General features: G+C 64.5%; 29 protein-coding genes and 1 pseudogene. 9 read left to right on the forward strand and 21 right to left on the reverse strand.

From position 1 onward, the window contains the following. From ACLMAL_RS28690 to ACLMAL_RS28705, 4 genes are all read right to left on the reverse strand, one after another. Nucleotides 1-713, reverse strand: a 713-nt coding sequence (locus tag ACLMAL_RS28690) for an L-threonylcarbamoyladenylate synthase (RefSeq protein ID WP_412001944.1), incomplete at its 3' end; no start/stop codon positions are given. Nucleotides 714-1,238: 525 nt separating this feature from the next. Continuing rightward, entirely contained in the window at nt 1,239-2,120 is an 882-nt protein-coding gene (locus ACLMAL_RS28695; RefSeq protein ID WP_412001945.1) for a MerR family transcriptional regulator, read from the reverse strand. 110 nt (nt 2,121-2,230) lie between these two features. After that, nucleotides 2,231-3,712, reverse strand: a complete 1,482-nt coding sequence (locus tag ACLMAL_RS28700; protein WP_412001946.1) for an SDR family oxidoreductase — start codon at nt 3,710-3,712, stop codon at nt 2,231-2,233. 64 nt (nt 3,713-3,776) lie between these two features. Next, a complete protein-coding gene (locus ACLMAL_RS28705) occupies nt 3,777-4,430 on the reverse strand; it encodes a fasciclin domain-containing protein (protein ID WP_412001947.1) in 654 nt (217 codons plus the stop codon). Nucleotides 4,431-5,456: 1,026 nt separating this feature from the next. On the opposite strand from ACLMAL_RS28705, the gene ACLMAL_RS28710 reads away from it, so the two are divergent. From ACLMAL_RS28710 to ACLMAL_RS28720, 3 genes are all read left to right on the forward strand, one after another. After that, nucleotides 5,457-6,089: a hypothetical protein gene (locus ACLMAL_RS28710; protein WP_412001948.1), complete on the forward strand. Its 633-nt coding sequence runs from the start codon at nt 5,457-5,459 to the stop codon at nt 6,087-6,089. A 359-nt stretch (nt 6,090-6,448) separates the two neighbouring features. Then, nucleotides 6,449-7,039: a hypothetical protein gene (locus ACLMAL_RS28715; protein WP_412001949.1), complete on the forward strand. Its 591-nt coding sequence runs from the start codon at nt 6,449-6,451 to the stop codon at nt 7,037-7,039. Between the two features lie 259 nt (nt 7,040-7,298). Next, nucleotides 7,299-7,445 (forward strand): DegT/DnrJ/EryC1/StrS family aminotransferase, encoded by a 147-nt coding sequence (locus ACLMAL_RS28720; RefSeq protein ID WP_412001950.1) that lies wholly within the window; start codon nt 7,299-7,301, stop codon nt 7,443-7,445. 117 nt (nt 7,446-7,562) lie between these two features. On the opposite strand, the gene ACLMAL_RS28725 is transcribed toward ACLMAL_RS28720, so the two are convergent. Then, nucleotides 7,563-7,688 (reverse strand): hypothetical protein, encoded by a 126-nt coding sequence (locus tag ACLMAL_RS28725; RefSeq protein WP_412001951.1) that lies wholly within the window; start codon nt 7,686-7,688, stop codon nt 7,563-7,565. Nucleotides 7,689-9,374: 1,686 nt separating this feature from the next. Then, nucleotides 9,375-10,205 carry an RNA polymerase sigma factor SigF gene (locus ACLMAL_RS28730; protein ID WP_412001952.1) on the reverse strand — a complete coding sequence of 277 codons (831 nt, stop codon included), beginning with the start codon at nt 10,203-10,205 and terminating at the stop codon, nt 9,375-9,377. Nucleotides 10,206-10,412: 207 nt separating this feature from the next. On the opposite strand from ACLMAL_RS28730, the pseudogene ACLMAL_RS28735 reads away from it, so the two are divergent. Then, nucleotides 10,413-10,905: pseudogene (locus tag ACLMAL_RS28735) on the forward strand (SDR family oxidoreductase); the annotation flags it as partial. Between the two features lie 206 nt (nt 10,906-11,111). Then, entirely contained in the window at nt 11,112-11,357 is a 246-nt protein-coding gene (locus tag ACLMAL_RS28740; RefSeq protein WP_412001953.1) for a CsbD family protein, read from the forward strand. Between the two features lie 93 nt (nt 11,358-11,450). Here the strand turns inward: ACLMAL_RS28740 and ACLMAL_RS28745 are convergent, their stop codons facing one another. Together ACLMAL_RS28745 and ACLMAL_RS28750 are read right to left on the reverse strand one after the other, a co-directional pair. Next, nucleotides 11,451-11,789, reverse strand: a complete 339-nt coding sequence (locus ACLMAL_RS28745) for a hypothetical protein (protein ID WP_412001954.1) — start codon at nt 11,787-11,789, stop codon at nt 11,451-11,453. A gap of 26 nt (nt 11,790-11,815) precedes the next feature. Beyond that, entirely contained in the window at nt 11,816-12,145 is a 330-nt protein-coding gene (locus ACLMAL_RS28750) for a hypothetical protein (RefSeq protein WP_412001955.1), read from the reverse strand. A 116-nt stretch (nt 12,146-12,261) separates the two neighbouring features. Here ACLMAL_RS28750 and ACLMAL_RS28755 point away from each other — a divergent pair, with 116 nt between their 5' ends. Then, nucleotides 12,262-12,612, forward strand: coding sequence for a hypothetical protein (locus tag ACLMAL_RS28755; RefSeq protein WP_412001956.1), 351 nt, complete (start codon nt 12,262-12,264; stop codon nt 12,610-12,612). A gap of 146 nt (nt 12,613-12,758) precedes the next feature. On the opposite strand, the gene ACLMAL_RS28760 is transcribed toward ACLMAL_RS28755, so the two are convergent. The 3 genes from ACLMAL_RS28760 to ACLMAL_RS28770 all read right to left on the reverse strand — a co-directional run bounded on the left by ACLMAL_RS28760 (nt 12,759) and on the right by ACLMAL_RS28770 (nt 13,747). Further along, entirely contained in the window at nt 12,759-13,145 is a 387-nt protein-coding gene (locus ACLMAL_RS28760) for a hypothetical protein (RefSeq protein ID WP_412002030.1), read from the reverse strand. Nucleotides 13,146-13,381: 236 nt separating this feature from the next. Continuing rightward, the gene (locus tag ACLMAL_RS28765; protein WP_412001957.1) at nt 13,382-13,528 is read right to left on the reverse strand and encodes a hypothetical protein; all 147 of its coding nucleotides are present in this window, start codon (nt 13,526-13,528) and stop codon (nt 13,382-13,384) included. A 54-nt stretch (nt 13,529-13,582) separates the two neighbouring features. After that, nucleotides 13,583-13,747: a hypothetical protein gene (locus ACLMAL_RS28770; protein WP_412001958.1), complete on the reverse strand. Its 165-nt coding sequence runs from the start codon at nt 13,745-13,747 to the stop codon at nt 13,583-13,585. Between the two features lie 458 nt (nt 13,748-14,205). Between ACLMAL_RS28770 and ACLMAL_RS28775 the strand changes: the two genes are divergently transcribed. Beyond that, entirely contained in the window at nt 14,206-14,457 is a 252-nt protein-coding gene (locus tag ACLMAL_RS28775) for a hypothetical protein (protein WP_412001959.1), read from the forward strand. A gap of 86 nt (nt 14,458-14,543) precedes the next feature. On the opposite strand, the gene ACLMAL_RS28780 is transcribed toward ACLMAL_RS28775, so the two are convergent. From ACLMAL_RS28780 to ACLMAL_RS28810, 7 genes are all read right to left on the reverse strand, one after another. Then, entirely contained in the window at nt 14,544-14,801 is a 258-nt protein-coding gene (locus tag ACLMAL_RS28780; RefSeq protein WP_412001960.1) for a DUF4235 domain-containing protein, read from the reverse strand. Further along, a complete protein-coding gene (locus ACLMAL_RS28785; RefSeq protein WP_412001961.1) occupies nt 14,798-15,262 on the reverse strand; it encodes a DUF3618 domain-containing protein in 465 nt (154 codons plus the stop codon). The genes ACLMAL_RS28780 and ACLMAL_RS28785 overlap by 4 nt, the downstream gene beginning before the upstream one ends. Next, a complete protein-coding gene (locus tag ACLMAL_RS28790; RefSeq protein ID WP_412001962.1) occupies nt 15,259-15,672 on the reverse strand; it encodes a phage holin family protein in 414 nt (137 codons plus the stop codon). The genes ACLMAL_RS28785 and ACLMAL_RS28790 overlap by 4 nt, the downstream gene beginning before the upstream one ends. Before the next feature lie 148 nt (nt 15,673-15,820). Beyond that, nucleotides 15,821-16,093, reverse strand: coding sequence for a GlsB/YeaQ/YmgE family stress response membrane protein (locus tag ACLMAL_RS28795; RefSeq protein WP_412001963.1), 273 nt, complete (start codon nt 16,091-16,093; stop codon nt 15,821-15,823). A 539-nt stretch (nt 16,094-16,632) separates the two neighbouring features. Further along, a complete protein-coding gene (locus ACLMAL_RS28800) occupies nt 16,633-16,980 on the reverse strand; it encodes an STAS domain-containing protein (protein ID WP_412001964.1) in 348 nt (115 codons plus the stop codon). Nucleotides 16,981-17,105: 125 nt separating this feature from the next. Further along, complete coding sequence (locus ACLMAL_RS28805) at nt 17,106-18,041, reverse strand: anti-sigma factor RsbA family regulatory protein (protein WP_412001965.1); 936 nt, start codon at nt 18,039-18,041, stop codon at nt 17,106-17,108. After that, the gene (locus ACLMAL_RS28810) at nt 18,038-18,328 is read right to left on the reverse strand and encodes an STAS domain-containing protein (RefSeq protein WP_412001966.1); all 291 of its coding nucleotides are present in this window, start codon (nt 18,326-18,328) and stop codon (nt 18,038-18,040) included. The genes ACLMAL_RS28805 and ACLMAL_RS28810 overlap by 4 nt, the downstream gene beginning before the upstream one ends. A gap of 824 nt (nt 18,329-19,152) precedes the next feature. Here ACLMAL_RS28810 and ACLMAL_RS28815 point away from each other — a divergent pair. Both ACLMAL_RS28815 and ACLMAL_RS28820 read left to right on the forward strand, forming a co-directional pair. After that, entirely contained in the window at nt 19,153-19,287 is a 135-nt protein-coding gene (locus ACLMAL_RS28815; RefSeq protein ID WP_412001967.1) for a hypothetical protein, read from the forward strand. Nucleotides 19,288-19,405: 118 nt separating this feature from the next. After that, complete coding sequence (locus ACLMAL_RS28820; protein WP_412002031.1) at nt 19,406-20,476, forward strand: YihY/virulence factor BrkB family protein; 1,071 nt, start codon at nt 19,406-19,408, stop codon at nt 20,474-20,476. Between the two features lie 372 nt (nt 20,477-20,848). Here ACLMAL_RS28820 and ACLMAL_RS28825 read toward each other — a convergent pair whose 3' ends face one another. The 3 genes from ACLMAL_RS28825 to ACLMAL_RS28835 are packed head-to-tail and all read right to left on the reverse strand — an operon-like array spanning nt 20,849 to nt 26,901. After that, the gene (locus ACLMAL_RS28825) at nt 20,849-21,487 is read right to left on the reverse strand and encodes a hypothetical protein (RefSeq protein ID WP_412001968.1); all 639 of its coding nucleotides are present in this window, start codon (nt 21,485-21,487) and stop codon (nt 20,849-20,851) included. A gap of 51 nt (nt 21,488-21,538) precedes the next feature. After that, on the reverse strand, nt 21,539-23,890 hold the full coding sequence (locus tag ACLMAL_RS28830) for a SpoIIE family protein phosphatase (protein ID WP_412001969.1): 2,352 nt from the start codon (nt 23,888-23,890) through the stop codon (nt 21,539-21,541). Next, nucleotides 23,890-26,901: a response regulator gene (locus tag ACLMAL_RS28835; RefSeq protein WP_412001970.1), complete on the reverse strand. Its 3,012-nt coding sequence runs from the start codon at nt 26,899-26,901 to the stop codon at nt 23,890-23,892. Before ACLMAL_RS28835 ends, ACLMAL_RS28830 begins: the two co-directional genes overlap by 1 nt.

Raw genomic sequence — 26,901 nt, forward strand, 5'->3', positions numbered from 1 at the left:
CCATCGGCCGCTCCTGGTTGCGCATCATCTGGGCTTGCTGGCGCGACAAAACGGGCTACGACTCTGCCCTCAAACAACCCGGCCAGAACGCGATTGCCGCATAGGGGTTGACTCAGGGAACTCATCGCGCCCGCCCGCGTGAGGAGGGGCACCGCGCCGGTGAGATCCACGATCGAGGAAGCGACCGCGGCCGGGGTGGGCCCACCGTCGAGGTAGACGGCCACCGAATCGCGGAGCATGGCTCGTGCGGCATCGCAGTCCGGCGGGGACGGCTGCCCGGTCAGGTTGGCGCTCGAGACCGCCAGCGGCCCGGTTGCGGTGAGCAAATCCAACGCCACCGGATGTGACGGCATCCGTACCGCGACCGTGCCGTGGGTCTCCCCGAGATCCCAGTTCAGTCCCGGCCTCTGGCGCACGACCAGCGTCAGCCCACCCGGCCAGAACGCCTCCACCAACGCCCAGCCGGGCGCGGGCAGATCGCTGACCAGCTCGTCCAACACCTCTGGTGCCGCGACGAGCACCGGGGACGGCATCCCGCGGCCGCGGCCCTTGGCCCGCAGCAGACGCTCGACCGCCGCGGGATCGAAAGCTCCGGCGCCGACGCCGTACACGGTGTCGGTCGGCAACACCACCAGCTCACCGCGGCTCACCGCCTCGGCGGCCTCTGTCAGCCCAGCAGCACGCCCGGCCACAGTGGAGCAGTCATAGCGCATCACGCCCGCACTCTCCTTTCCGTAGTCGTTGTCTGTGCTCCAACCCCGGCATCCCCGGTAATCTATCGGCCCGATCCGGTGCCGCAGCGACGTCGGGGTGGTGGGATCGGTGGGGCCGTGGATCAGGGAGCGGTGGCGGGCCAGTCCCGGGGCAGGTTGAGCCAACAGCCGATCACGCCGACCGCGCTCAGGAATGCCTGCGTCCCGTCCGAACCTCCGGCGACGGCGCGTGGCCGGTCATCGACTTGGAATGGGCAGTTTCACCTTTGACTGAAACGGCGTTCAGATGCTCAACGCCGTCACCCACGAGAACGCCGTTTCTCCGGCGGCTGCCGACGGAAGCGCCTATCGCCAGTGCCCAATCCACAACTAGACGGAACGCCCATCCATAGCTGCCACAGAATTACCTGCGTCACCAAGTATTCAGAGACTCAACGACATGGGGAGACCTCGTCTCCGATGCCCAGCGAGCAGACTGCAGTCCACAGACGGTTTGATGCCCTCGACATGGGAAGTCGCTCGCGATCACCGCAGATTCGCCGCTACCGCGGCCTGTAGCTCCGCGATGGCCGCCTCGAGCGTGTCGACACGAACCGCTGCTGACGGCGCCGCGCATTCTCTCCATCCGGGCCCCGCCAGCAGCACGTGCGCCCAGCCCTCGCGCGGGCCGAACGTCGGAACCGCGATCGCGGTGCGGTTCGATTGCGACCACAGCACCACCACCGGCCTGCGATCATGCTTGGCCAGCGCATCGGCGAGGGCGGCGGCGGGCACCGACGCGCCGAGTAGCAGCGCAGGCAGACCGAGTTCGGCCATGGCGGCGCGCAACACCTCCAATGGGAGCACATGATTCTCCCCGTCGGTGCAGGCCAGCACGATCGATGGCCCATCGGAGACGTTGCGCAACAAGGGAATCGCCCGGTGCAGACTGGTAGTCACTGCCCAGGACAGCAGATGCTCGACATCGACGAACCCGGCTCCCCCACCCTGCTTTCCGACGATCTCGGCAAAAGCCGGGCGGCACAACCGATTCCACGTCGCCACCACCCCATGATGAGTGAGATAGGCAGTGATCATGGCGAGCAACTCGGCGGCGTCGAGCCGCCCCGCGGCGGAGATCACCGGCCCGAGGTCACCGAGCTGCGGCTCCGGCACGGCCACCGCGCGGGCAGCCACCGCTGCACTGGCCGGGCTCGCGCCCGCCCGCACCAACTCGACCATCCGAACCGCAACCGCGAAGTCGGTCGGCGTGTAGCGCCGATGCCGGCCCCTGCAGCGCTGCGACGGTCCGAGGCCGTATCGCTGATTCCAACTCTGCAACGTCGCCACCGGAATTCCGAGCCTGCGAGCCACCACTCCAACGGAGTACTCGATCAGCGGCTCCGCGGGCCACTCGTCACTGCTCACGGGCCCACCGCACTTACCTCGATCCCCCTGCACCCCATCACCTGACCGCAGCCACTCAACGCCAGGCCTCCTCCAGTTTGTAGCGAGTCGAGGAGCGGGTCGTCGAATCTTCAGCTTGATGAGGGCGCGCTCGCGGCGGGGGTGTGTTCGGCCGTCCCGGTGATATTGCGAGCCATGCCGCCGAACACGGCGTTGTGAAACGGTGTGATCGCCTTCCAGTAGAGGTGCCCGGCAAGTCCGTGCGGCTGGAAGATGGCGCGTTGCCGGTAGCGGGAACCCCCGCCGGGGTCGGGCTCGACGCCGAGTTCGAGCCATGCCAGTCCCGGGACTCGCATTTCGGCGCGAAGCCGCAGCAAGTAGGGACGGTCGATGTGTTCAACGCGCCACCAATCCAGCGCTTCGCCGGCGTGCAGGCGGTGTGGGTCTTTGCGGCCACGACGTAAACCGACACCGCCGGTAACCCGGTCGATCCAGCCGCGCAGCGACCACGCAAGCGGAAACGAGTACCAGCCGTTCTCGCCACCGATGGACTCGATGACCGCCCACAAGGTTTCGGAGTCGGCGTAGGTGTCTCGCTCACGGAGGTCCTCGTAAAGTGAGCCGCCGGACCAGGCCGGGTCAGTAGGCAGCGGATCCGAGGGCGCGCCGGATGTGCTGGCGTCCGACCAGCGGGTCGGCACCTCGGCGTTGCGAATGCGGGTCAGTGCCAATTCCATGGCACGTTCGCAGCGGGTGAGGCCATCGGCGGGGTCGGGGATGCACTGGGCGATGTCATGGTCGCCGCACACGACTTCGTGGACGAGAGATTCGATGAGCGGGACGGCCAGGGCGCGCGGCACCGGGGTCACCAGGTTGACCCATTGCGCCGACAGCCACGGCGTGAGCACCGGGACCGGCAGCACCACCCGACGAGTCAGCCCGGCGACCACCGCGTATTTGCGCATCATGGTCAGGTAGGTCAGGACGTCGGGGCCGCCGATATCGAACGGACGGTTGACCTCAGCGGGCAGCTCGGCGGCCCGCACAAGGTAGTACAGGACATCGCGCACGGCGATGGGTTGGATGCGGTTGCGCACCCATCGGGGGGTGATCATCGCGGGCAGGCGTTCGGACAGGTAGCGCAGCATCTCGAAGCTGGCCGAGCCGGATCCGATGATGACTGCCGCGCGCAGTTCCGCGGTGGGGACCCCGGATGCCCGCAGGATTTCTCCGACCTCGGCGCGGGAGGCGAGGTGGCGCGAGAGCTCCGTGTGGTCCGGGATGATGCCGCCGAGATAGACGATGCGCCTGACCCCGGCCGCAGTCGCCGCGTCCGCGACGACCCGCGCGGCGTGCTGGTCGATGTCGTCGAAGTCCCGGCGGGTCAACGAGTGCACCAGGTAGTAGACGACCTCCTGGTCGGCGACTGCGGCACGCACCTGGTCGTCATCGGTGACATCGCCGCGGACCACCTCGACCCGGTCCCGCCATGGCACTTCCGCAAGTTTCGCCGGTGTCCTGGCCACCGCCCGGACCTGATGACCGGCCAGCGCCAGTACAGGCACCAAGCGTCCGCCGATGTAGCCGGTTGCGCCGAAAACCACACAACGCATGCTCGATCATCCTTCTTCCCGGTCACGGTGCATAAACGACGCATGCACATCCAGCCGCACCGTTTCACGCGGGTGGCATCAAGACCGAGTCGATCAGGTAGACGGTGGCGTTCGCCGTCTGCACTCCGCCACAGATCACCGAGGCGTCGGCGACCTTGATGTTGTCGCCCGAGCGGGTCACGCTCACGGTGGCACCTTCGACGGTCTTGTGTTCGCCCGCGATCTGGCTCGGCGCGAGCCTTCCGGGCACCGCGTGATAGGTGAGAATCGTTGTTAACTTTGCCGAATCGGTTTTGAGCGAATCGATCGTCGCGGCGTCGATTTTCGCGAATGCATCATCCATGGGCGCGAAGATTGTGAACTGACCGCCGTTGAGCGTATCGACCAGGTTGACTTGCGGATTGAGCTGACCGGATACCGCCGCGACCAGCGTCTTCAGCAGAGGGTTGTTCGATGCCGCCACAGCAACCGGCTCTTGCGCCATGCTGTCGACCGATCCGGGTCCGGTCGGCACCTGTTTCGCGTAGTCAGCGCAACCGGGCCCGACCAAATCCGCAGCAACACTGCCCGGCGCCGCCGAAGTAGGCGCGGCCGAAGTGGCCATCGTTTTCGATGCAGTGGACGAGGAATCGGAGCTGTCGTCGGAGCAGGCCGAGGCGCCGAGCAAGGCTGTCGCCAAGGCCAGACCGGTCAATACCGATCGTTGGGTTTTTCTCATTGTTCTGTCGCTTTCGTCGATTCGACCTCACAGAGTCGTCTGTGGTTGTGGCGGCTAGCATCGCCGACAGCGCCGCCAGCCGTGGCGAGGGTCCGAAGGTCGGGCTGCACCTGACTCGCCCTCACTGTGCTCTATCAGCAATCCAGCGCGACAATCTCGAGCACCATCTGAGTGTCGCACCATCTCGACTCGAATGCATCGCTTTTGCATCGAATAATCCCGGATAGTGATGCTTGCCGGTCTCGTGGGGACGACGGTCACTGCCAGGTCATGGCACAAACCGTCAAGTCGGTGGCAATACCGATATCCGTCGCGTCCCTGGTCAGCTCTGCGAACGAGGGTCGGTCACTTCGAAACTGGAGGTACCGAACTGTGGCGCAAGCTCCGACTCGTCGACAGCGCATGTACGCACCCGGCGCGCCGAGTCATCGATCCCGGCTTATGCATGCCGCAACCTCGCCCATCGACTGCTGACAGCACCCCTGACCCTACTGCGGCGATCACAGCGGCAACGGAAACAGGTCACTGCCTAGCCACGGGGCATTTCGGTGATCGCGCCTGGCGAATGCACCGTCGTCGAGTAAGACTGCACCGGACGCACATCAGGGATGAACGCCCCCGACCCACCGATCTGGATCTTCACACATGCTCCCTAGATCTCGCCCCTACTTAACTGTGAACGATCACGGGCGATTGTTTGGACACCCTTTGTGTCCTGGGTCCGTGAGGCCTCATCGAAGACCAGGTGCCGAACCTGAGGCCCGCCGTAACCGCCGGTCTTCGCTCTGCCCCGCAAACTGGCGTATGCGGCGCGATGGCCTGCTGAGTATGCGTCGGCGGACGTCGCCATGACTGATCTCCGGTCACGAGCGCTCGTCTGGTCGAAAAGTACTGTGGTTCAACGGCACTGGCTGCACACTCGGAGACAGCAGTGAGCCAGGCGAATCGCTCGGTGTCCGGACCGGAATGCCTGATTGGTGCGAAGATGGTTGGGGCAGAATCGGATTCGCAGGTGGGAGCGAAGTTATGAACGCACGAGATGTTGTTGCGGGGCGCTTCGCTGACCGCAACCGGTACGCGGCGCCATGCGGGCGATGTTCGGTGCTGGTGCGCGCTCGTGGCGGCGTCGTCCGCGACAACTCGGTGATGGGCAAGGCGTTGATGTGCCTGACCTGCCTGGGAATCGAGCATGATCCCGATGCCGAGATCCGGCAGTCCACACCGCATGCGGCGGCGTGGGTGACCGTGCTGGTGCTGGGATTGACCCGTGCGTGCCGACTCTGTGGTGAGGAGGTGGTCTGCGTCTCCGGGTTGTATCCGTACCAGCCCGCGCCAGGGTATCGAAACCTGATCACAACCCAGGATGAGGACGGCATCTTGCTGGCCACCGCGGCCGGGCTGCTCGACAGGATCGGCCGCCGCGACATCACCGACACGATCGGTTCGGTGTACAGCCAATCATTGAAGGCATGGACGATAGCGGTGAGTTGCCCGCACTGCCGCGGGTTGCAGGGCAACTACTTTGTCGGTGAGGAAACGATGGGCCGTGTCCGCACCGACGGCATTGCCGGGCTCGAAGTCCTCGGTCGTGTCCCCTGCGTGACCCCTGAATGGCAGCTGATCGTTCATGACCCGCACTTCGCCCGGTTATCGTTCTGACCCCCAAACCCACACTATGTCGCGATTCGAGCCGGTCTGTCGGTGTTAGGCGGCACCACCAATCTTGTGCCCGGAAAATCCGGGGCGCCAACGGATCCAGTAAGGGGGGACCTGCCGATGTCCGAGCAGACCAACCGTCGCCGCCGCGCCTACGAGCTGTTGACTGATGAACGCAATGTCGAAATAGTGCGGCTGCTGCGCACCGGGTTGCCGGTGCGAGGTAATCGCCGACCGCGTCAGTCGCAGTATGACCGTGCTTGGTACGCAATGTCGCAAGCCGGTTCGACCTTTTCCCCTGTGCACTCCTGCCTGGCGTGTCAGCGGATGGTCTCCGTGTTCGGACTGCCAGCATGGTGTCCATGACCACGGCGGAGAAGAAGACGGCACGCTGGCGCGTCTGGCAGACCACACGCCTCGCCCGCCCGAACACTTCGGAGCGGGAGGGCGATCTTGTCACGGCAGTGCAAGCCGAGATCTGGCATTGCCGTTACCCACCGGTCAGCGCCATTCAGGCCTTGAGCACCGAATGCGGTCACCCAGTGCACGCAGCTGACATGAGGATGTTCACCGGTTTGGACATCACGCTGCGCGCCCGCGGCTGGAGCTTCATCGGGGAATGCTCCGGCCCGGAAGTGCTCACCTTCAGCTACGGACCCGCCGCCGCCGACTTCGACTACGCGAGCCAGGGACGCGAACCGGTCACCACGGTCGTGGTCGTGTTGGATCGCTCGCTTGTGACCGGTACCGTCGCCGACTGCGAGGTCGAAATCCTGCTCGCGGGCGCACCGCACGGGCAAGCCCACCTCACTCGCCTGTCCTCCCTCACGAAGCATCTCGCCGTCATCGAGGCCCACCGACCCGCGGACCCACCCCCGATCTGCTTCCCGGTCGGGCGTGCCCGTGCAGCTCAGCGCGTGGGCCGCGCTGCGGCAGCCGCAGCGCATGTATAGCTGTGGACCGGCGGCCGACACCGAACTCGGGCCCACCACCGATTCGTCGTAGTGGTCTGCGTGAGCCGCCGCGTGGCGACATCCTTCGCGCAGGTAGTGGACATGGCCGCTGCGGGGGACGGACACTTGTCCGCAACCGCGGGGCTCTCCGACTACACACCGCAGGCCCCGTCCCTTTACTCGACTGAGCCGACAGTATTTCGACCAGTACGCGCGCACCGCGTCGCGCAAGCGAAAATGTAATCACCACCCCATCACCTTGCCGGCCACCGCCAACATCATCGTCCACCTCGGCGCGACCCCGGTGTTCGCCGACGTCGAGCCCGACACCCTCAACATCGACCCCGTCGCCATGCGCGTGGCGATCACCGAGAAGGCCAAAGATCTCCTCGTCGAGCGGTGGTAACTCGATAGCTTCGATGTCAGGACCGAACGGGAGACTTTGCTTCCCGCCTACCCGGGCTGGGTGGCAACCTTGTATGCCGATGGCGTGACAGCCGTCAGCCATCGGGACATGGCTGACCTACGCACGGTCGTTCGGACCGGCGAGGAGTTGAGCGATCAGGTGCTCGCCGCCGGACGCGATGTCACTGCGGTCGGGATTCGCGGGGCTGGTCCTCGGCTCTGCGTACACCGCTGTGGTGGCCACCTTCGACACCCTCGTCGGTGGCTTCGGTTTCCGAGGCCTGCGATGCGGGTTGCTCGTCGGCTGGGGAGGTGGTGGCGCCTCCGGGAGTGTCTTCGGGGGCAGGTGCTTTGAACTTCGAGTCGGTCACCGGGTGTACAGCGCCTGCGGTGTTGGCGCCGGTCCCTTCGCCCGCACTGGTACTCGTGATTCTTCCTTCGGCGCTTGTTCGGCGGCCTTCGTAGGGAGGTATGGCCGGTTCCGCGTCTCCCGGAGGGACGGTCCCGGTCGTGCCGATGTTTTCTTCGGTCGGGTTGTGGTCGCGTGTCGAGGTGACTTCTTCTTGGTCGAACGTGCCGGCCGGGCGATCGGCCGTTCCGCCGCCCGGCTTATCCGACCCGGTGTCTCGTGAGCCTTTGGCTCCTCGTTCCGATTGGGGCTCTTCAGATAGATGTTTGCTGGACATAGCTCCATCGTCTCCTCTAATAGAGCGCTGGATTATCGTCTCTGCATTTCAAGGGTGATGCTCGATTCAACCGCAGTCAAGGCTGCGGTGACGACGTTGAGACCAAATTTTCGCCGCTAGTACATTCCGTGGACCCTAATGACGGAAAGAGCAAGGCGGTTCGCATCTCCGCCGTTGGTAGCTCGGTCCGGCGCGGTATCGGCGAACCCCAGGGCCTACCGGCAGCACGAGGTCGTCGTCGACGTAGTAAATGCGACACGAATTTCTACCGGCAGGTGCCGGTAGGAGATGATCTGATTTTCAGCAGAACTCACGTTCTGCTGAAGGAATGAGTGGCCTCAGCACCCAATGCCGCGACGCTGGAGGCACTGCTTCGGCTGACTCCTCGCAGCGCGAGGAGTCAGCCGACAGCACCCTGGCAGCGCAGCACGCAGCTCGAACGTCGCCGTTGACCGACGATCAGATGCGCGATCATCTCCCCTAAACGAGGAGTGTCTCACATTCCACGACACCGGAGTCGAGAGCACAGGCACAGCTGCCCCGGGCCTCCCCTCCGCGGCAGCGCGTCGACTTGGGACAGGCCGAATGCGGGTAAGAAATCCCATCACACACCGCCCGGACTACTCCGAACCCCGACAGTTGTCGACAATCGGAGCTCCGGCGGAGATGAAAACGCGCCGCCTCCAGACCCATTGGTTGACGTGTAGACCAAAGCGGGTGCGAAGCCTGCACGCTCGCGGGATGGCGGTCGATGGAGCATCAAGTGCCCGTCAGCATTCCGGTGAAATGACTATTCGTAGGACGGATACACCGCAGAACGCAGCCGACCGGGAGTTGAGCGGCATTGCGTGCCATAGCATTCATCGCGATGTCCGTCCTGAAGGCCGCGCTCTGCAGTCGGTGCGGTCACAATGCTCAGCCTCCTAAACTGGTGGTCAGGAGGGGCGCTGCCAGGACTACTCCACCGTGCGGCGCCGTCGGCATCGCACATGCATACTGGTGCCAACCGGGCACAAATGGATTCGGATCCGATCTCCCAGAGCAGATGCTCCACTGCTGTCGGACGCAGCAGCCACACGACCGTGACTGGCAACAGTGAAGGGGGAGAACTCTCGGCGTCGAGGTATCACTCGTCTGAGACAGTTGCGGGTGCTGATGGATGTATCCGCTATCGGTGCAACATGATACGTCCCGGTCGATTGGTTGGGGAGCATCGTTACCGTGACGTCGGGCTCGGCGGAGATTCAAGCCGCTCGCCTGAGTGCAGGCTCGCCCACGGCCCGCTCTCGCAGGCCCGACAGGATCCGGACCAGCAGCCGCGAGACCTGCATCTGGGAAACACCCAGGCGTTCACCGATATAGGACTGAGTCCGATTCTCGAAGAACCGCCATACCAGCACCTGGCGATCGACTTCGGGCAGTGCAGCCAGCAGCGGCCGCACCGCCATCGAGTCCTCCAGCAGTCGGTAGCACGGCTCTTCGGCACCGAGACGATCCATCACCGGCAGTCCGGTGTTGTCGTCGGGATCGCCGACAGCGTCGAGGGTGTCGGTCTTGTAGGCATTTCGGGCGATCAGCGCTCGAGTGACTTCACTGAGCTCGATATCGAGCTCAGCGGCGAGCTCACGCGCGTTCGGTATCCGGCCCAACCGCTGCGAGAGAACTTCGGTGGCGGGGCCGAGGAGCTGCTGAACTTCCTTCGCTCGGCGCGGCACCCTCACCGACCAGGTGCGGTCGCGGAAGTGGCGGCGGATCTCACCCATGATGGTCGGCACCGCGAACGCCAGGAACGAGCTGCCGCGGGTGATGTCGAAGCGGTCCACGGCCTGCACCAACCCCAAGCGGGCGATTTGGTGCAGGTCGTCGAACGCCTCGCCGCGACCTGTAAAGCGGCGGGCGATGTGCTCGGCCAGCGGCAAGCACAGCTCGATGATGGTGTCGCGCACCTCTCGGCGATGACGATCGTCGGCGGCCAGGGCAGAGAGTTTCTCGAACCACGGTTCGATGTTGTCGTAGCTGTCGCCGGTAGAACCGGTGGCGTGCGGTCTCACGGTTCGAATGATTGTTTCGGTCATCGAAATCCTTCGCTCTCAACGGAATCCGTCTCCATCAGACATACCCACGTTTCGTGTTATCGAAACGTGACCACTGTCCATCGGCCGCCCAACCGAGACACGCCTCGGTCACGTTTCCTACACCCACCAGGCTCGATGGGCGTGTTCACGCGGGATCGTCGGGCGGAGACTCCGGAGGCGGCGTTTGCTCCGGGTCGCCCCGGGTACGTCCTGGTCAGCAACGCCGCCTACCAGATGACCCACGAGAGTCTCGAGGAGATCAGCGACGAGGAATTCGACTACACCTTCCGGCTCAATGTCGGCGCGTACTTCCATCTGGCGAAGGCGGCACTACCGTATATGTGTCCCGGCTTATCGATCATCGGAAGCTCCTCGGTGAACTCGGATATGCCCTCACCCACCCTCGCACCGTACGCCGCGACAAAGGCAGCCATCGCCAAACCTCTCCGCGAGTCTCGCACAGCTACTGGGCGAGAAGGGGATTCGGGTCAACAGCGGGGCTCCTGGTCCGATCTGGACACCGTTGATCCCCGCCACCATGCCACCGAAGAAGGTAGCGAATTTCGGTGACGACGTTCCATTGGGGCGCGCGGGCCAACCCGCCGAACTCGCCGCGACCTACGTGCTGCTCGCCTCCGATGACGGCAGCTATATTTCCGGTGCGCGTGTGGCAGTTACCGGCGGTCGGCCGATCTTGTAGATCTGACCGGCGATAGATCCCCTATCGCGGGAGGACTGGTGTTCGGCGGAGTGCCGCTGGCTCGACAGAGCCGGAAAGCGTCCACGCTGGGCTATCTCCGATCCGACTCCCCAAACGCTTCCGAAATCGAGCGTCCAGATTGAGCCCATCGATCGCGGGTATGCGGTCAGTGTCCACCTGACAACCGACATTCGGAGGTAGATATCGTGTCCGAACACAACAGCGGTCCCCGCGAAGGCGTCGAAGGCACTGTCGAAGGTGTCAAGGGCAAGGTCAAGGAGGCCGTAGGAGCCGTCTTCGGAAACGACGACCTGCGGGACGAAGGAAAGGCTCAGCAGGACAAGGCGGAATCCCAGCGCGAAGCCGCGAAGAAGGAAGCCGCTGCCGAAAAGGCACGTGCCGAAGCCGCTGTGGACGAACAGCGTCAGCGCGCCCACCAGCACGGCCAATAGCCGAGTCGGCCCTTCATAGAACAGCCCATAGCTGAACACAGAAAGGGTTGCCGGGCTTTCGCCCGGCAACCCTTTCGTTTCGACGGTATCAGTCTACTTGGGAACAAATATGCCCGTCAGGTCCGCCTTCCTGATCGGTGTATCCGGATTGGCCTGCGCCTTACACATCAATTCGATGGACGCAATGGCGGCGTCGATGGTCTGGTCGTTGGTCGGTGCGGACTTGTCGCTGCTGCGTTCCTGCTCGAGGAACTTGGTGACGGTGACGCGCTGTTTGTCGTTGTCCTGCGCGACGAACTCGTTGCACGGTGTGTCACCACCCGCGTTGACTGCCTTCTTGGCCTCGTCGCAGCCGCTGGTGAAGACAGTGGTCACGGCGGCGACAGCCAACGCGGCGATCGCCATCCTGCTCGGATGTCCGGTTGCTCGCATGTCGCATTCTCCTGACGAAAAAGAGATCAATGGCCCCGCGGTTCGCTGAGGCCGAGCCCTTCCTGGTGTTTCACCTGCCGGTGCTCGGCGATCACCAGCACCGAACCCATGAGCAGGCACAGGACACATGCGATACCGGCGATGACCGCCCAGCCAGCGAATCCGTATCCCGCGGCGGTCAGTGTGAGCGCTACCAAGGCGATACCGATGCCGAAGAGAATGATTCCCGGCCAGTTACGGGTGTCTTCGATGGATTCACCGGCATGGGTTCTCGTGGTGCGTGACTCGTCGGGAAACTCGTGTTCGGGCCGGTCGATGTCGTTGTTTCGGCTCGCATCGTTCGGTTCGCCGTGCATGATGTGTCCTTCCGGGTCGAACCGTCGAACAGGGGCATTCGTCCGAATACCCCGCGACGGTGCGTGTATGCGCTCGGGAACCCGAGCAAGCGAACGGTCGAGGAAGGAAGCTGTTCGTGGCCGTACAAGATCGCGCCTCGGATCGGAACCCAGGAAACCGAGGCGAGAAGCTGCTGACCACCATCAAACAGATCCATGACCCCGAAAACGACACCACCACAACGCAGAACGTGACTCTGGGCCACAACGAAGGTAACCGGCCCAGCACCAACCTTGCCCGACTGCGCACCGTGCTGTTCGACGGCCAACTCAGCACACGCTCCACGGTCACCGCCGGAAACTCCTCACAACTGTCCGACGGAGCCTCCGCCTACATACTGATGGGAGCCCGCGAATCCGAGCGCAGGCCTTTAGGATCTACCGCAGACTCGCCGTCGCAGTATGCGCACCCGACGAAATGGGCATAGATCGGTGCCCGCAGTATTGAAACTGCTCCGCCGACACGGTCTCACCGTGGAAGACATCGGGCTCTGGGAACTCAAAGAAGCGCGGGCGGAAGGCCCTCCTCCGCTCCGTCTCGATCGCAGCCTACGGCAGCGTGAGGGGTGTGCTGTCAATCGGGCCCCGGCGGAAGCGGGCGAAGGTGAGGATGTCGTACACGGCGCGGATTTCCGAGCCGATGTATCCGGCCAGTTACCGTGGGCCCATGATCCCGCAATCGAGCAGGCCGTCGGCGCATTGGCCGACAGTGGGAGAATCGTGATCGGTGACAACGGCCGGCATTGCGGCCACGACAGCCAGCGCGGCCTGCCGCGACCATCCCGCCGCCGATACAACATGGTGACGATGACATAACGCACGCCCCCGGCGCTTTGCTTCGATGAGGGGCATGCCCGACCAGCCGGGAGCCGGTCATACGGTAGGGGTGGCCGACCGCGATGGCGCCGCCGTCGACATTCAGCCGATCAGGGTCGATGCCGAGTTTGTCGCGGCAGTACACCGCTTGGGCGATCCCGGTGCGCGCCGCCGCCTGGTCGATCGGGCCGTTGCTGCCGTTCCACGCCAAGCACGCGAGGTCCAGTGCCAGTGGATCGGCGGGCCAGTTCGCGCGCCCAACTCGTCGCCGTCGCGATGGGCGGCGGCCCGACGCAGAAGCAGACCCGGTTCGATCATCTGCTGCTCACCATCCACGAGGCGCCGCAGGCTGATGTTCCACGAGACGCCGCGGGCTGCTGTCTAGTTCGGGGTGTCGCCCTCGTAGTCCATATTCGCTGCCTGATCTTCCGTCGTAGCCGATGTTTCGTCGTTCGACTCCGGCTGATCGGCGTCGTCATGCTTGGTCTCGGGGTCCTCGGGACGGTTGGTATCGGGTTCGGAGGTCATGGTTTCCAGCATGCCGCACCCGGTCCCCGGGCGACACCTGGTGTGCTCGGGCGGCTAGATCAGGGCCAGTAGCAGGCTTGTCGCGGCGATGAGGGCAATCCAGATCGCAAGGATCGCGTACGCGGAGTGCGCGGTGCCGAAACATGGGGCGACCTGCCCAGGGCGACGGCGTTTGGCGGGATAGGAGGCGTTCAACGAGATCATCTCCTTCGTAAGCATCAGAGCGTGCGCGCGGCTCGGCGGGGCTACCCGCGGAACGGCTGTATGGGAACGGGAGCGGCGGGTTTGCGTATCTCCTACCAGTGGCTCGCGGTCACCGTGGCGTACCCGGCGACTACCGCGGATATCGGAAGAAGCGGCGCGATCAGCATGATCGTGATCAGTGACATGGAGGACACCTCCCACTCGAGTTCGTTCCTACAGCGCTGCGCTCGTTCCCGTAACTTCCGTTGTACCTGAACCTCAAGTATCCCAACAGGTTTCCCGCCCGATGCGGTGATACACCTCACCGTCGGCCGAGCAGCCCGGAGCAACGCATGCCGAGACCGAGACCCGCTATCACCACCGGGCCCTGCCAAACAGGGGCATCGCGGTTCCGCCGCGGGTGGGGACCAGCATCCACAGCAGTGTCGGAGCGTGGCCGTTGATGGCGCAGGATACCCACCACCGTGCTCACGGTGGACCGTCCCGCATGCTGGAGTTGGGCCAGGCTGTGGCCGTTCGGGCAAGCGTGGATTCGGTTGGAGCTCATCGAGAACGGGGCGAATTCCACCATGGTGCGCATGCTCGAGAAGATCGAGAAGGGCTCAGGGCGACCACTTCCCAGCGCGTTGCAGGCCACCGTGTTGAGACCACGCAACCAGGAGTCACTGGCACGGTTGACCGACCTTGTCGTCACCGGGTACAGAGAGACCCTGACGGGTCGCTAGACCCGCGGGCGTGGGACCGGCGGTCCGCGGGTGGCACGTGATCGACGGCTGCGCCATAGGTTCGGCAGCGTCGGAAGCCGCCGGAGTCATTCCGGCCACGTGCCGGTCAAGCTTTCGTATCCCGTCGCGCCCGCGCGATCGATCGCGGCCTTGACGAGGCCGAATACGGCGCCCTGCAGTGCCGCTGCTATCAAAACTTCACGCCAGGTGTAGTTCTTTGCAGTAGCGGCTGGTGCTTCGTTCTCGCCTCGAAGAGCGCGCCATACGCGGATGAACACGGCATTGGCCACCAGCCCGCCGACGACGCTGACGAGCATGCCCAGGGGCTTGTAGAGCGCTTTCATTCTGTTCGCCGCCGAAGGATCCACCAGACCAGCAGCGTGGCGACCGCGGCAGTTACGACGGTGGGGACCGGCCGCCGAGCAGCCAGACTCGCGAGTTTGTTGCCGCGTTCGACGACCGGTCGGGGTGCTGCGGACTCGGCCCTGTCGACCAGTTCGCGCGCCTGGGACTTGGCCTGCGTGGCCATCTCGTGTGCAGTATCCCTGGCGCGGGCCGCCTTCTCGGCGGCAGCCTCCGTGGTGTGGACAGCTTTGTCGCGCGCGCTGTCCGCGGTCTCATGCAGTTTGTCCTTGGCTCGCGTCTTCACGTCCAGTTTGTCGGTTAATTCCGAAACTGTGTGTCCCAGTTGCTCTCTGGCTTCATCACGGTCCGCGCGCAGGGCCTCTTCATCGACCGGTCCACTCACGATAGGCTTCGGGGGCTCGGTGACCGTTCGGTCGGGCGGATGTCGTTTGTCAGTCATCGGTGTTTCCCGTCCTTGATAGTTTCGATGTCACGTTTGACACCCTCGACTGTTTCCTGAGGTAGTGGCGGCACAGCCTGCTGGACGTCTCTCTTGCCGAGGATGCCGAGGATCGCGCCGACGACCAGCAACAACGCACCCACGATCAGCGCCGCAGCCCATGCGGGTAGCACAATCGCCAAGGCGAAAATCGCCGCCGCGATCAGGCCGGCCCCACCGTAGAACGCCAGCAACGCGCCCGCTCCGGCCAACCCGGCCCCGCGACCGATCACCTTGCCCTTGTTCTGCACTTCAATCCTGGCCAGCCGAATCTCGTCACGGACGAGCCTGCTGATCTGCTCGGTTGCGTCGGTGACCAGTTGAGCGGTCGACCGCGATTCCGTCGACGGCCCGGTCTGTATTTGCGTCATGTGGCACCTCCCACTCGAGGTGGCGGTACCCGGCCGTGATGGCGGCAAACGCGAACGAACATAGAAACGCCATCGTGACAGTTTCAGAGGACGGCGGGGTGCGGTCACCCAGGGGCGACCGCACCCCGCCGATGCGGACACTCGAGCGTCAGCGCACGGCTCGTCGGCCGGTCGCGAGATTGACCAGGAACAGCAGGATCACCGCACCGCCGAGACAGGTGAAGAAGCTGAACCACAAACCGCCGCCCTGGACATCGACTCCGAACAGCTTCAGCAGGAAACCACCGAGCAGGCCGCCGACCACGCCGACCACGATATTGAGCAGAATGCCCTGCTGAGCATCGGTCTTCATGAACTTGCTGGCGATCCATCCAGCGAGTCCGCCGATAATGATCCATCCGATAATTCCGAGACCGAGCATGGCGTTCTCCTTACTGTTGACGTCGCCGAGACAACCGGCGCTCTTTGCTGCATACCCGCCCCTGCCGAAAGGAAGCAGCGCGCATCAAGATCCTTCGGAGGCCCGGCTAGTTGGACCCACGCGGTTCTCTCCCCCGCGCCCACACCTACGAGCAGCGTCACCTTCTCGGCGCCGTTCAATACATCGGCGGCCTCGGCATCGTGCGACTGTGCGAGACGAATCACGGTGCAGTAGAACCACTCTCGACCGTTGCGCCCGCTATGTCTCCGGGCACGGTCAAGATTGCTACGCCCGGGCGCGACATCGCGGCATTCACTGGCCTGTTCGAACAGGCGCGTCAACTGGGCCTCGCTGGTCACCGTGGCCGTGAATTCGGCGACGTCACGGAAGACCGCGTCGTTGTCCACTTCCTGGAAGTACTAGCTGCAGAGCGGCGTAGACCAGAGACTCTGCCCCGCAGAGCTACCCGCACGGGAATCAATATGACCGTGCCACCTCGATGGCCGAGAACGAGCGCAGCCGCAAATGACGCGAAAGGACTACTTGTCGACGGCCAGCGCTTCCTCCAGCGTGCCGTAGATATCGAGCAACTCGTCGAACCCGGTCAATTCGACAGGCCGCCGGACTGGCGCGGTGGCGACGACCCGCAAGTGCCGTCCGGCGCTCGCCTCCAGCGCTTCGACCAGCACGGTCACCCCGGCCGAACCGAAGAACCCGACCTCGGACAGGTCGATGACGAGCACCGGCGAACCGATGCTCAAGGCTTCGGCCACTGCCGCCGATAACTTCGGCGCCGAGACCATGTCGACCTCGCCGGCAGCGGACAGGACCACCGCAGATTCGTCCGATCGCGTCCGAAGGACCAGCTCTCTTACTTCGTTGCCCACTATTTCGCTACCTCCGGACACAGGGCACCTGCGCGAGCAACTGCTCTTGCATCACAAGTAACCCTACTTGTGAGATTTCTGTGCCGCTGCCTCTACCCTTTTCATGCGGGTAGACGGGCGTGTGGCTAGACGAGCGGCAGGCGGATGTACAGCGTGGTCCCTTGCACACCGGTGTACATGCACACCAGGTCGGCGAGTTGGTTGACGATCAGCAGGCCACGGCCACCGGGAACTCGTGCGGGCGCAGGCAGGCGCCCGGCGAGCGGATTACTGATATGCCCCGAGTCCCGAACTTGGCAGCACAGTTGTCCATCCGCCGGCCATAGCGCGAGAGTGCCGCGCCCGCCACCATGCACCACCGAGTTCGTGGTGGTCTCGGCAATGACCAGTTCCATGTCGATGATTCGCTCCGGAGTCATGCCCGCGTTCCGGGCGTAGTCCACCGCTAGGTGCCTGACGCCGGCCAGCGCCGCACCATCGAACGCGAGCAGCATGGCGGTGCCGGGAGGATCCTCCAGCGGTCGGTTGTACGACGCCACAATGTGCTCGGGATTGTATGCACTACTCACGCTTTCACCGGCGCTGTCGAACAGCGTGGGGTGGGTTGCGCGTGCGTCGGCCAGGACTTCGGCGGAGAGCGACGCGGCGTTGTAGGGGCAGAGAATGGTGACCTCGCACCCGGCAAACGCCGCATTGATCAGTGCTTCGTGCTGAACGCAGGCGGGGTACTCCGTCGCCGAGCGACCGGCCCAGATCGGTTCGCCGATAATGCGAACCCGGCCGGCGGGGTGCGCATCCGCGAAGGCCCGCAGCACCCCGGGAATGATTCGCCCGGGATTGCGTCCCTCGACCGTCATATCCATCAACCGCACCGACTCGCCGTCCGACCCCAGCACGGCGCGCAGCAGCGCCAGATTCTCTGTCGGGACCGCTACCGCGACAGGTTCTCCCTTGGCCAACCCCTCCCGGATGAAACCGATTGTGCCGGAGAGATACTCGTCACTGTCGCGATAGAAGAGCGCCGGATGAACGAAGAGATCAGTCGTGTCGGCCGCGCTCATAAATGAGCTACTTCGATGGCCGCCTCGGCAGGCCAGAATCGCCGCAGCACGCGGAGCACCGACACCGGCGGGCGGTACAGCGCGATCCGCCGATCCGCTACCGCGTCCTGCGAGGCTTCGACGAGGATCAGGGTTCCGCGGGTATCGACGAACCGCATTTCGCATAGGTCCAGGTGGACTTTGTCGGTAGCGGGCAATGCGCTCAGGGCGGCCTGCCAGTCGCCGTAGTTGGTGAAATCGACTTCGCCGACACAGCGCAGGCCCGGGGGCCGGCCCGTCGAATACACGCGCAAGGAGTCCCGGTCAGGGGATAGTGCTACGGAATTCCCGGGATCTCGCCCGGGCTGAGTCATCACCGTCTGTCACTCTTTCTGCCGGTCTCCGGCATCGGAAGCTGCCGCACATGGTACGCGCCACCACATCGGCCGACATTTGCGCGCGATACGGGATGCAAGAATTGCCACCGTGCAGGCACAAGTCCTGAATGTTTGATTGCGGCGACATTTCAGGGTATCCGCGCTGAGTCGGAGCTCGGTATGTTCGTGAGCGAGCCGGAGAGAGTGGGTTGAGTCATTTCCGATCAAATTCGAGGCCACGATCCCGAGGCAGCGGCTGCACGAGGATGAGGACGACGCGGGAGTCCGTTCCGCGGAGCACGGACACAGCGATGTTGTCGCGCAACCCCATACGGAAGCTGAGAGCCGCCCCATCATAGCTGCCGAATCCAGGACAGCCGAGGTGAGCAGTTCCGGGTATCCGTTCGGCAGGCCGGGCCGGCGCTTCGACCGGCGTTCGCCATCCATGGTCGGCGTGGCTGGTACGCCCGTGGCTTCCGCCCTCGGTCGCCGTCACCACGGTCTTCCTGATCGGCAGCGGCATGTTCGCGGGCTGTCTCGCCGGCGGCGATTCCACCGCGGGTGACGCAGGGCGGTGCGCTCATTCACAACGCACCCGATTACGTCAGCCACCTCTCCCCGCGCTATCCGTTCATTCATACGCCCAATGACTGGTACCACCTGCAGGACTGCGTGCAGCAGTCCCTCCGCACGGATTCCTCGCACGTGCTCGGCGATGTTCTGAATGCATCGGTCGCACGGTCCAGGTTCCGCCGGTGGTCACCGTGGTTTCGGTACTGCTGGGCGGCGCACTGCTCGGCATTGTCGGTGCGCTGCTGGCTATCCCGGTCGCCGCGGCGGGCCTGCTGACTATGAACGATACGCTGCTGCCGTCGCTCGACAACCGCTGATCTGCGAAGCGGGCAGTGTTTACGGCCGCTCGGGCGGGGTAGTCGGACTTCGATCTGGAGGTGACATATGTCAAATGCTGTATCCGTCACCGAGGATCGGCCGGAAGGGCCTACGCAGATGAGCGGCCAGTCGTGGAGGCGGGTGCTGCGGAGCACGGCGCGCCGGCTCCTTCACGATGAACTCACGGATTGGGCTGCGGCACTCACATATTACAGCGTATTGTCCATCTTCCCTGGCCTGCTGGTTATTGTCTCGGCGCTCGGGTTGCTCGGTCCCGGCGCCACCGGATCGTTGATAGACACGATCCGCGGAATCGGCCCGGGCAGCGGAACGGCGTTACTGGTCGACGCGATCAAAGAACTCGACGGTGCGCGATCCTTCGCCGGACCCTTGGCGGTCGCAGGTCTGATCACGGCCTTCTGGACGGCCTCCACTTACATCGGCGCCTTCATTCGTGCGGTCAATTCGATTTACGGGCCCGCTGAGGGCCGTCCGCTATGGAAGACCCTTCCGCTCCGGCTGGGACTGACCACAGCGGTGATGCTGCTGGTGGCGTTGTGCGGCATCGGTGTTGTGGTCAGTGGCAGCATTGCCGACCAGATCGGTCACTGGTTCGGGCTCGGGTCGGCCGGAGTGGCGGCCTGGAATATCGCGAAATGGCCCGTGCTGGCTGTACTGGTCAGTGTGGTGCTGGCAATGCTGTACTGGCTGGCGCCCAACGCCCGCCAGCTGGGCTGGCGGTGGCTGACACCCGGCAGCGTGCTCGCGGTGCTGATCTGGACCGCCGCTTCGGCCGGATTCGCCTGCTACGTCACGAATTTCGGTAACTACGACAAGGTGTATGGGTCTCTCGCCAGTGCGATCGTGTTCTCGAGCTGGTTGTGGCTCACCAATGTCGCGGTACTACTCGGCGCGCAGTTCGATGCCGAGCTGGCTCGTGGCCGCCGCATTGAGCAGGGTGGTTCGCCCGATCAGGAACCGATTCTGCCGACACGCGACCCACCGGACGGCGTGGCGGAGAAGGCCATCGATGCTTCTATGTCAAGCCGCAGGTTGATGACGGGTGATGTGGTGCTGCCAAGGTGCTTGATCGGCGGTCATGGTGCGGTGGATGACATCGACGAGATGGCGTTGGAGGATGCGGCGGGCGCCGCCGGCGCCTTTGGCAGGTTCATGCCGGGCGAGTAGCGCCTGAGCGTTCGGGTGGAACCGTTTTTGCACGATGGCTGCGGTGTAGAGGATGCTGTTGAGTCGGCGGTTGCCGCCTCGGTGTACGCAGATCACCGGGCACCTCCCCCATCATGGTGGGATAGCGACGGAGAGGAAACGCTAGTAGGAGACATCGAACCGGTCGATAGTGTGCAGCAGTCCGATGCGAGCCGTCCGCTGCATGCCTTCGAATGATTCGACGCGTCCGGACAAGCTGCGGGCGATGTGGTCGGCACGCGGCCGGTAACGGTCGATCCCCTTGTTGCGCAATAACGTCTCGCCGAGGATCGAGATCTGTAGTCACGGCGTGCCAACTCTTGCAAGGCCGGCTCGTCATCTTCCTAGCCATTCTCATCCATCGAGGCCGTACTGACTGCGGTGAAAAGTCACCTCTATCGGGAAGCCGGAAGCATCAGCGTCGAAGGGCTGCGTGATCGTCCATATCGAATCGGTCAGCGCGTCCAGCATGTTCCAGCCGAATTCGCGTTGATCGAAGGGTGTCGCGGTGTACGAGACCGACGCGACTCGCACCGTCATGGCCCGTTCGTCGTAGGTGAACTCGCACTCGATCTCTGCCCGCGGCGCTGCCGACAGCATCAGTGTGGTCGCTACTTCGTCGAGCGCGACACGGATATCGGTAGCCGTATCGATCGTGAAATCCGCTATGAGGCAGATGGTTTCGGACAGCGCCCGCAGCATGGCCAGCTGTGTCAGTCCGGCCGGCACCCGAACTCCGACCGAGGTGGCCGAGGACGTGAATTCCGGCAGAACGCGCCTGCTGCGCCCATGATCCGAATGGACAAGGCGCAGCGCTGCCTGAGCCGTACGGTCCGAAAACTTCCCGTTCTCTGTGCGCTGTGCGGGTGGTAACTCGGTCACTGTGAATCGCCCCTGGGTACTGGTAGGCAGTCGTGTTCGCTCGATCTCGTATTCCTCCTGTTGCTGGACGTACCCGGTGCGGTCGGGGGAAAACACTGCGGTGTTGAACACTGGATTTGCGGCTATTGCCGTGACTGCAGCGCCTCGTTCGAACGATCCGCCCTAGCTCGGCCCCACGTAGATGCCGACCACACATGTGTCGTCATCGGTGTCGGCGTCGCTGTCGGCGAGCAAGTCGTCCAGACGGTCGTCCAGGCTCCCGGTGAATTGGGCGGAGATCGTAAGCAGTCGCTCCACGCAGTGATCCAGGTTCCGGTCGCGGCGCTCGATCAGTCCATCGGTATAGAGGAGCAGGGTGTCATCCGGTTCCAGTTGGAGTTCGCCCTCCTCGTAGGTCGCCTCCGCCGAAGCACCGAGAATCATTCCTTTCAACGCGGGAAGGCTGGACGCTTGGCCTTTGCGTACCAGCACCGGCGGCAGGTGGCCCGCGCGAGCCCAGCACAGTGCCCGCGTCTGCGGATCGTAGAGGCCGCAGATGGTGGTGGCGAAAATTCTGTCGGTGAGGTGGTGGGCCACCACGTTCAGCCACGTCAGCATCTGTCCTGGGCCCGCACCTGTCGCAGCGAGGCCGCGTAAGGCGTTGCGCAGCACAACCATTCCGGTTGCCGCCGTAATGCCGTGGCCAGCGATGTCCCCGACCGACACCAGAATCTTCCTGGACGGCAGCACGATCGCGTCGTACCAGTCGCCGCCGACCAGGTGGTCCTGCTGGGTTGGCTGGTAACGGACCGCGATACGGAGTCCGAACGCATCGGTCGACGGCTGCGCGTCGGGCATGATCGCCTGCTGGAGTCGGCGCGCCAGCAGACTTTGCTCGGCCGCATGCTCTTCGGTGTGTGTGAGCCGGTCCCGCGTTGCCGACAGCGCGATCTCGGTCCAATGCTGCGCCGACACGTCTTGGTAGACACCGCGAATAGTGAGCAAGTGTCCCGCTGTGTCGAGTACCGGTTCGGCGATGATCCGGCTGTGCCGGGTAACCCCGTCCGGGCGGATCAAGCGAAACGCTGTGGAGGCTGGTCGACGATAGCGCAACAGGGTCCGGAGGAACTGCCGCACCGAGTCCGAGTCGACTTCGTGGACGTGGTCGGGCAGCTGGGCGAGCGGGATAGGGTCAGCGGTTGGCGCCAGCCCGTAGAGGGCGAACAGCTGGTCGCTCCACGTGATCTCGCCGTTGGCAACGTTCTCCTCGAATCCCCCGACCCGACCGAGCCGCTGGGCATGCTGCAACAGCGCCGCCAGCCGCGTCGCCTCGTCCTCCACTCGCCACACCACAAGGACAGCGGCACCGTGACGGCTGATACTCAGGGCTGCCGAGACAGTCAGCGGTATCTGGTCGACCAATTCGGTCAGCATCATCCGATCGGCGCGGTAGCTTTCGCCGGTGGCGAAGACATGCTCGATCCGCTCGAAGAGCCGACCCTCGGATGCTGCCATCGGGTACGCCTCGAAAAGCAACGCACCGCTGATCAGGCCGCGGTGGCGGCCAGCCGGATCGACGAAGCAGGCATTGACGTGGTGGATACGGAAGTCGGCGAGCGCGCCGTTGTCCAGGGAGGGCAGCAGTACCAGCGCAGGATCGAACAGCCCGTCCGCCAGCCGCACAAGATCGGAAACGACATGCCGAGACAGCGGCGGAGCGACAACTAGGTCCGACTCCAGTATATGCGCACACAGCTCCGCCAACGCCTCGAACTGTCGGCGTACCTGCGGCGGTTGCGGTTCGATCGGATGCGGCCAGCACACCTCCAGCACCCCGAGCAGTTTGCCGCCGGCACCCACCGGGATCGCGGCCCGGCCACCAACAAGGTCACCGATCGAGGGCACCCCCGATGCGCCCAGGCTCCCGACCCATAGGGCGTCGCGTTCCACGAGCGCCTGCCGCGCCAGGGTTGCCACTCCCGGTGGCACGTAGCGCCACCGCTCTGCCTCGTGCGCGGCGATCCCGGCGAAACCCACCAGGGACAGCGCCGCGTCAGTGCCTGCGGACCAAATCGCGACGGCCGTAGCACCCAGCGGGGCGACAGCATGCTCGAGAACCGACACCGCCACGCGCTGTGTGTCGCTCGCCGCGAGTAGCCCGCTCTCGGCGGTACGCAGCCGCACGGCAGCCGTCGCCTCGTCGGGTCCGGCGGTCCGCCGCAGGAACTGCCCCACCGCCGCGCTGACCTTGTCCCGCGCCGCCTGGTTGACCAAGTCGGCGGCCAGCTCGAGCTGAGTAATGCCTGCTTGCTCGGACAGGATGTCGAGCTGCAGTGCCGCTTGCGCAGGCCCGCACCGCAATCGCTCCACAAGCACGCCCTTGGCCATCTCCACCAGTGCCCGCCCGTCGGCGGTGGCCTGGGCCTGATAGACCTCCCTGCGCAGCCGTTCCACGGTAGCCGCGAGGCGGGTGAAAACTGGTCGTGCAACCGAACCGCCGGACTCTTCGGAGTCGCGGGCGTTCGAGTCGGCCATCAGGCGCCCAGCCAGTGCTGGATGCACGCGAGCAAAGCGTCCGCGTCCACCGGCTTGGTCACGTAGTCATTGGCGCCGGAGGCGAGGCTCTTGTCCCGATCGCCCAACATGGCCTTGGCTGTCACCGCGATGATCGGCAGCTCCGCGTACTGCGGCATCTCGCGAATCGTCGCGGTCGCGGTGTAGCCGTCCATCTCGGGCATCATCACGTCCATCAGAACCAGGTCCGTCTCCTGGTGAGCGAAAAGTTTATCGATGCCTTCACGCCCGTTCTCGGCATGAAGCACGCTGACGCCGTGCAACTCGAGAATGCTGCTGAGCGCGAACAGGTTTCGGGCGTCATCGTCGACAATGAGGACCGTGCGCCCGGTGAGCCCACCGACCGGCTGCGGCACGGTGGCCGCCGCATCCTCATGACGTACCAAGGGCAGCACGTCGCCCGGCGCTTCCGCGGTGACATGCAACGCGATCCGCTCCCGCAGCTCATCCAGGCTGGTCAGCAGCTCCAGCGGCCGGCGCCCGACGCGTTCCCGCAGGAGGCGCTCCTGCTCAGCATCGAGCCTGCGATTGTGGGCGAGCACCGGAACCCCGCGCAACGCGGTGTCCGCGTCCATCCTTTCCAGAAATAGCAAAGCGGCGTTGTCCGGCATATCCAGTTCCATCACCACGCAGTGGAAGGACTGCGTGGCCATCGCCGCTGCCGTCTCCTCCATTCCGATCACACTGACAACCTGGACGGGACCTCGCGGGTCGTTGCTGTCGGCAAGGTCGGCCACGGCGCTCTGCGCGACCAGTGACAACAGGCCCTGCGATCGTTCCTCTACGACCAGCAGTCTGCGCGGTTGCCCCACTGTGAGGGAAGGCGGCGCGGGGCGGCTGTCAGTGTGAAGAGCGGCCCCGCCCTCCTGGTGGGAGACTTCCTGGAAGTCCGGCCGGGCGACCGGAAGGTACAGGTTGAACGTGCTGCCCCGACCGGGCACGCTTTCAGCAGAGATAACCCCGCCGAGCAGGTACGCGATCTCCCTGCTGATCGACAGCCCCAGCCCGGTGCCGCCGTACTTACGGCTGGTTGTGCCATCTGCCTGCTGGAAAGCGCCGAAGATCGACTCCAGCTGATGCTCGGCGATGCCGATGCCGGTGTCGACCACCCGAAAAGCGATAGCCGGACCATGTCGGCGCACTGTCGCGGGCAGATCACGCGGGTCCGAGGTTTCCAGGCGCAGCTCCACCGCCCCGGTCTCGGTGAACTTCACCGCGTTGGACAGCAGGTTGCCCAGCACCTGCCGCAGTCGGGAGCCATCGGTGAGCAGTTCAAGGGGCAGGTCGGGCGCACTCGTAATCCGGAACCCCAGGCTCTTCTGCGTGGTCATCGGCCGGAAGGTGGCGTCAACGTAATCCAGCAGCTTGCGCAGCGGCACCTGTTCGGGCGTGATGTCCATCTTGCCCGCCTCGACCTTGGATAAATCGAGGATGTCGTTGATCAGCTGCAGCAGATCCGACCCGGCCGAGTGAATGATCCCCGCGTACTCGACTTGTTTGGGTGTGAGATTGCGGGTCGGATTCTGGGCCAGCAACTGGGCGAGAATCAGCAGGCTGTTGAGCGGTGTGCGCAGCTCGTGGCTCATATTGGCCAGGAACTCCGACTTGTATTTCGACGCGAGCGCGAGTTGCTGGGCACGGGTCTCCAGCTCCTGCCGGGCCTGCTCGATCTCGAGGTTCTTGCCCTCGATATCGCGGTTCTGCATGGCCAGCAGCGCCGCCTTATCTTCCATCTCGGCATTCGACCGCTGCAGTTCTTCCTGCCGCACCTGCAGCTCCTCCGAGCGGGCTTGCAGCTCGGAGGTCAAACGCTGCGATTCGGCCAGCAATTCATCGGTTCGGGCATTGGCGATAATGGTGTTGACGTTGACGCCTACCGTTTCCATCAGCTGGTCGAGGAAGTCTCGGTGGGTGCGGGTGAAGCGGTGCAGTGAGGCCAGCTCGATCACGCCGAGCACTTGATCCTCGACCCCGATAGGCAGCACGAGAAGGTTGACCGGTGCGGTCTGCCCCAAGCCGGAGGAGATGGTGACATAGTCGCCGGGTACATCGTCGACCGCGATGGTGCGGCGGCTGCGCGCGGCCTGACCGACCAGAGACTGGCCGAAGGCGAATCGTGGCGCCGTACCTGGCTCCTCCGGGCGTCCGTACGAGCTGATCAACCCCAGCTCCGGGCGCTCGGCCGTGTCGTCGGCCAAATAGAATGCGCCGAACTGCGCCGAGACCAACGGCGCCAGCTCGTCCATGATCAGCTCCGCCACCACATTCAGGTCGCGCTGCCCCTGCATCAGGCCCGAGATGCGGGCCAGGTTCGTCTTCAGCCAATCCTGGTCCTGATTGGCCTTGGTGGTCTCGCGCAACGACTCCACCATCGAGTTGATGTTGTCCTTCAAATCCGCAACTTCGCCGGACGCCTCGACAGTGATCGAGCGGGTCAGATCGCCCTCCGCGACGGCGCTGGTGACCTCGGCAATAGCCCGAACTTGACGAGTCAGGTTGCCCGCCAGCTCATTGACGTTCTCAGTCAACCGCTTCCACGTTCCCGAAACACCCTCGACCTCTGCCTGCCCGCCCAACCGACCCTGCGATCCCACCTCTCGGGCGACGCGGGTCACCTCCGCGGCGAACGCGGAAAGTTGATCGACCATCGTATTGATCGTGGTCTTCAGCTCGAGGATCTCGCCGCGAGCGTCCACATCGATCTTGCGGGTCAGGTCGCCCTGCGCGACCGCGGTGGTCACCTGGGCGATATTGCGGACCTGGCTGGTCAGGTTGTTCGCCATGGAATTGACGTTGTCGGTCAGGTCCTTCCACGTGCCAGCCACGTTCGACACGCGGGCCTGGCCGCCGAGCATGCCTTCGGTACCGACCTCACGAGCAACGCGAGTGACCTCGTCCGCGAATGCGGACAGCGTGTCGACCATCGTGTTGATCACCCCGGCCAGCGTTGCGACCTCGCCCTTCGCCTCCAC

This window comes from Nocardia sp. CWNU-33, from assembly GCF_046764895.1.
Classification (GTDB): domain Bacteria; phylum Actinomycetota; class Actinomycetes; order Mycobacteriales; family Mycobacteriaceae; genus Nocardia.

Excerpts from the sequence above, each read along its gene's own strand:
- ACLMAL_RS28765 (WP_412001957.1), bottom strand. The coding sequence starts at position 13,528 with ATGACCTCCGAACCCGATACCAACCGTCCCGAGGACCCCGAGACCAAG.
- ACLMAL_RS28780 (WP_412001960.1), bottom strand. The coding sequence starts at position 14,801 with ATGAAAGCGCTCTACAAGCCCCTGGGCATGCTCGTCAGCGTCGTCGGC.
- ACLMAL_RS28700 (WP_412001946.1), bottom strand. The coding sequence starts at position 3,712 with ATGCGTTGTGTGGTTTTCGGCGCAACCGGCTACATCGGCGGACGCTTG.
- ACLMAL_RS28805 (WP_412001965.1), bottom strand. The coding sequence starts at position 18,041 with ATGAGCGCGGCCGACACGACTGATCTCTTCGTTCATCCGGCGCTCTTC.
- ACLMAL_RS28790 (WP_412001962.1), bottom strand. The coding sequence starts at position 15,672 with ATGACGCAAATACAGACCGGGCCGTCGACGGAATCGCGGTCGACCGCT.
- ACLMAL_RS28710 (WP_412001948.1), top strand. The coding sequence starts at position 5,457 with ATGAACGCACGAGATGTTGTTGCGGGGCGCTTCGCTGACCGCAACCGG.
- ACLMAL_RS28745 (WP_412001954.1), bottom strand. The coding sequence starts at position 11,789 with ATGCGAGCAACCGGACATCCGAGCAGGATGGCGATCGCCGCGTTGGCT.
- ACLMAL_RS28820 (WP_412002031.1), top strand. The coding sequence starts at position 19,406 with ATGAGCGGCCAGTCGTGGAGGCGGGTGCTGCGGAGCACGGCGCGCCGG.
- ACLMAL_RS28795 (WP_412001963.1), bottom strand. The coding sequence starts at position 16,093 with ATGCTCGGTCTCGGAATTATCGGATGGATCATTATCGGCGGACTCGCT.
- ACLMAL_RS28785 (WP_412001961.1), bottom strand. The coding sequence starts at position 15,262 with ATGACTGACAAACGACATCCGCCCGACCGAACGGTCACCGAGCCCCCG.
- ACLMAL_RS28705 (WP_412001947.1), bottom strand. The coding sequence starts at position 4,430 with ATGAGAAAAACCCAACGATCGGTATTGACCGGTCTGGCCTTGGCGACA.
- ACLMAL_RS28750 (WP_412001955.1), bottom strand. The coding sequence starts at position 12,145 with ATGCACGGCGAACCGAACGATGCGAGCCGAAACAACGACATCGACCGG.
- ACLMAL_RS28770 (WP_412001958.1), bottom strand. The coding sequence starts at position 13,747 with ATGCTTACGAAGGAGATGATCTCGTTGAACGCCTCCTATCCCGCCAAA.
- ACLMAL_RS28730 (WP_412001952.1), bottom strand. The coding sequence starts at position 10,205 with ATGACCGAAACAATCATTCGAACCGTGAGACCGCACGCCACCGGTTCT.
- ACLMAL_RS28830 (WP_412001969.1), bottom strand. The coding sequence starts at position 23,890 with ATGGCCGACTCGAACGCCCGCGACTCCGAAGAGTCCGGCGGTTCGGTT.
- ACLMAL_RS28715 (WP_412001949.1), top strand. The coding sequence starts at position 6,449 with ATGACCACGGCGGAGAAGAAGACGGCACGCTGGCGCGTCTGGCAGACC.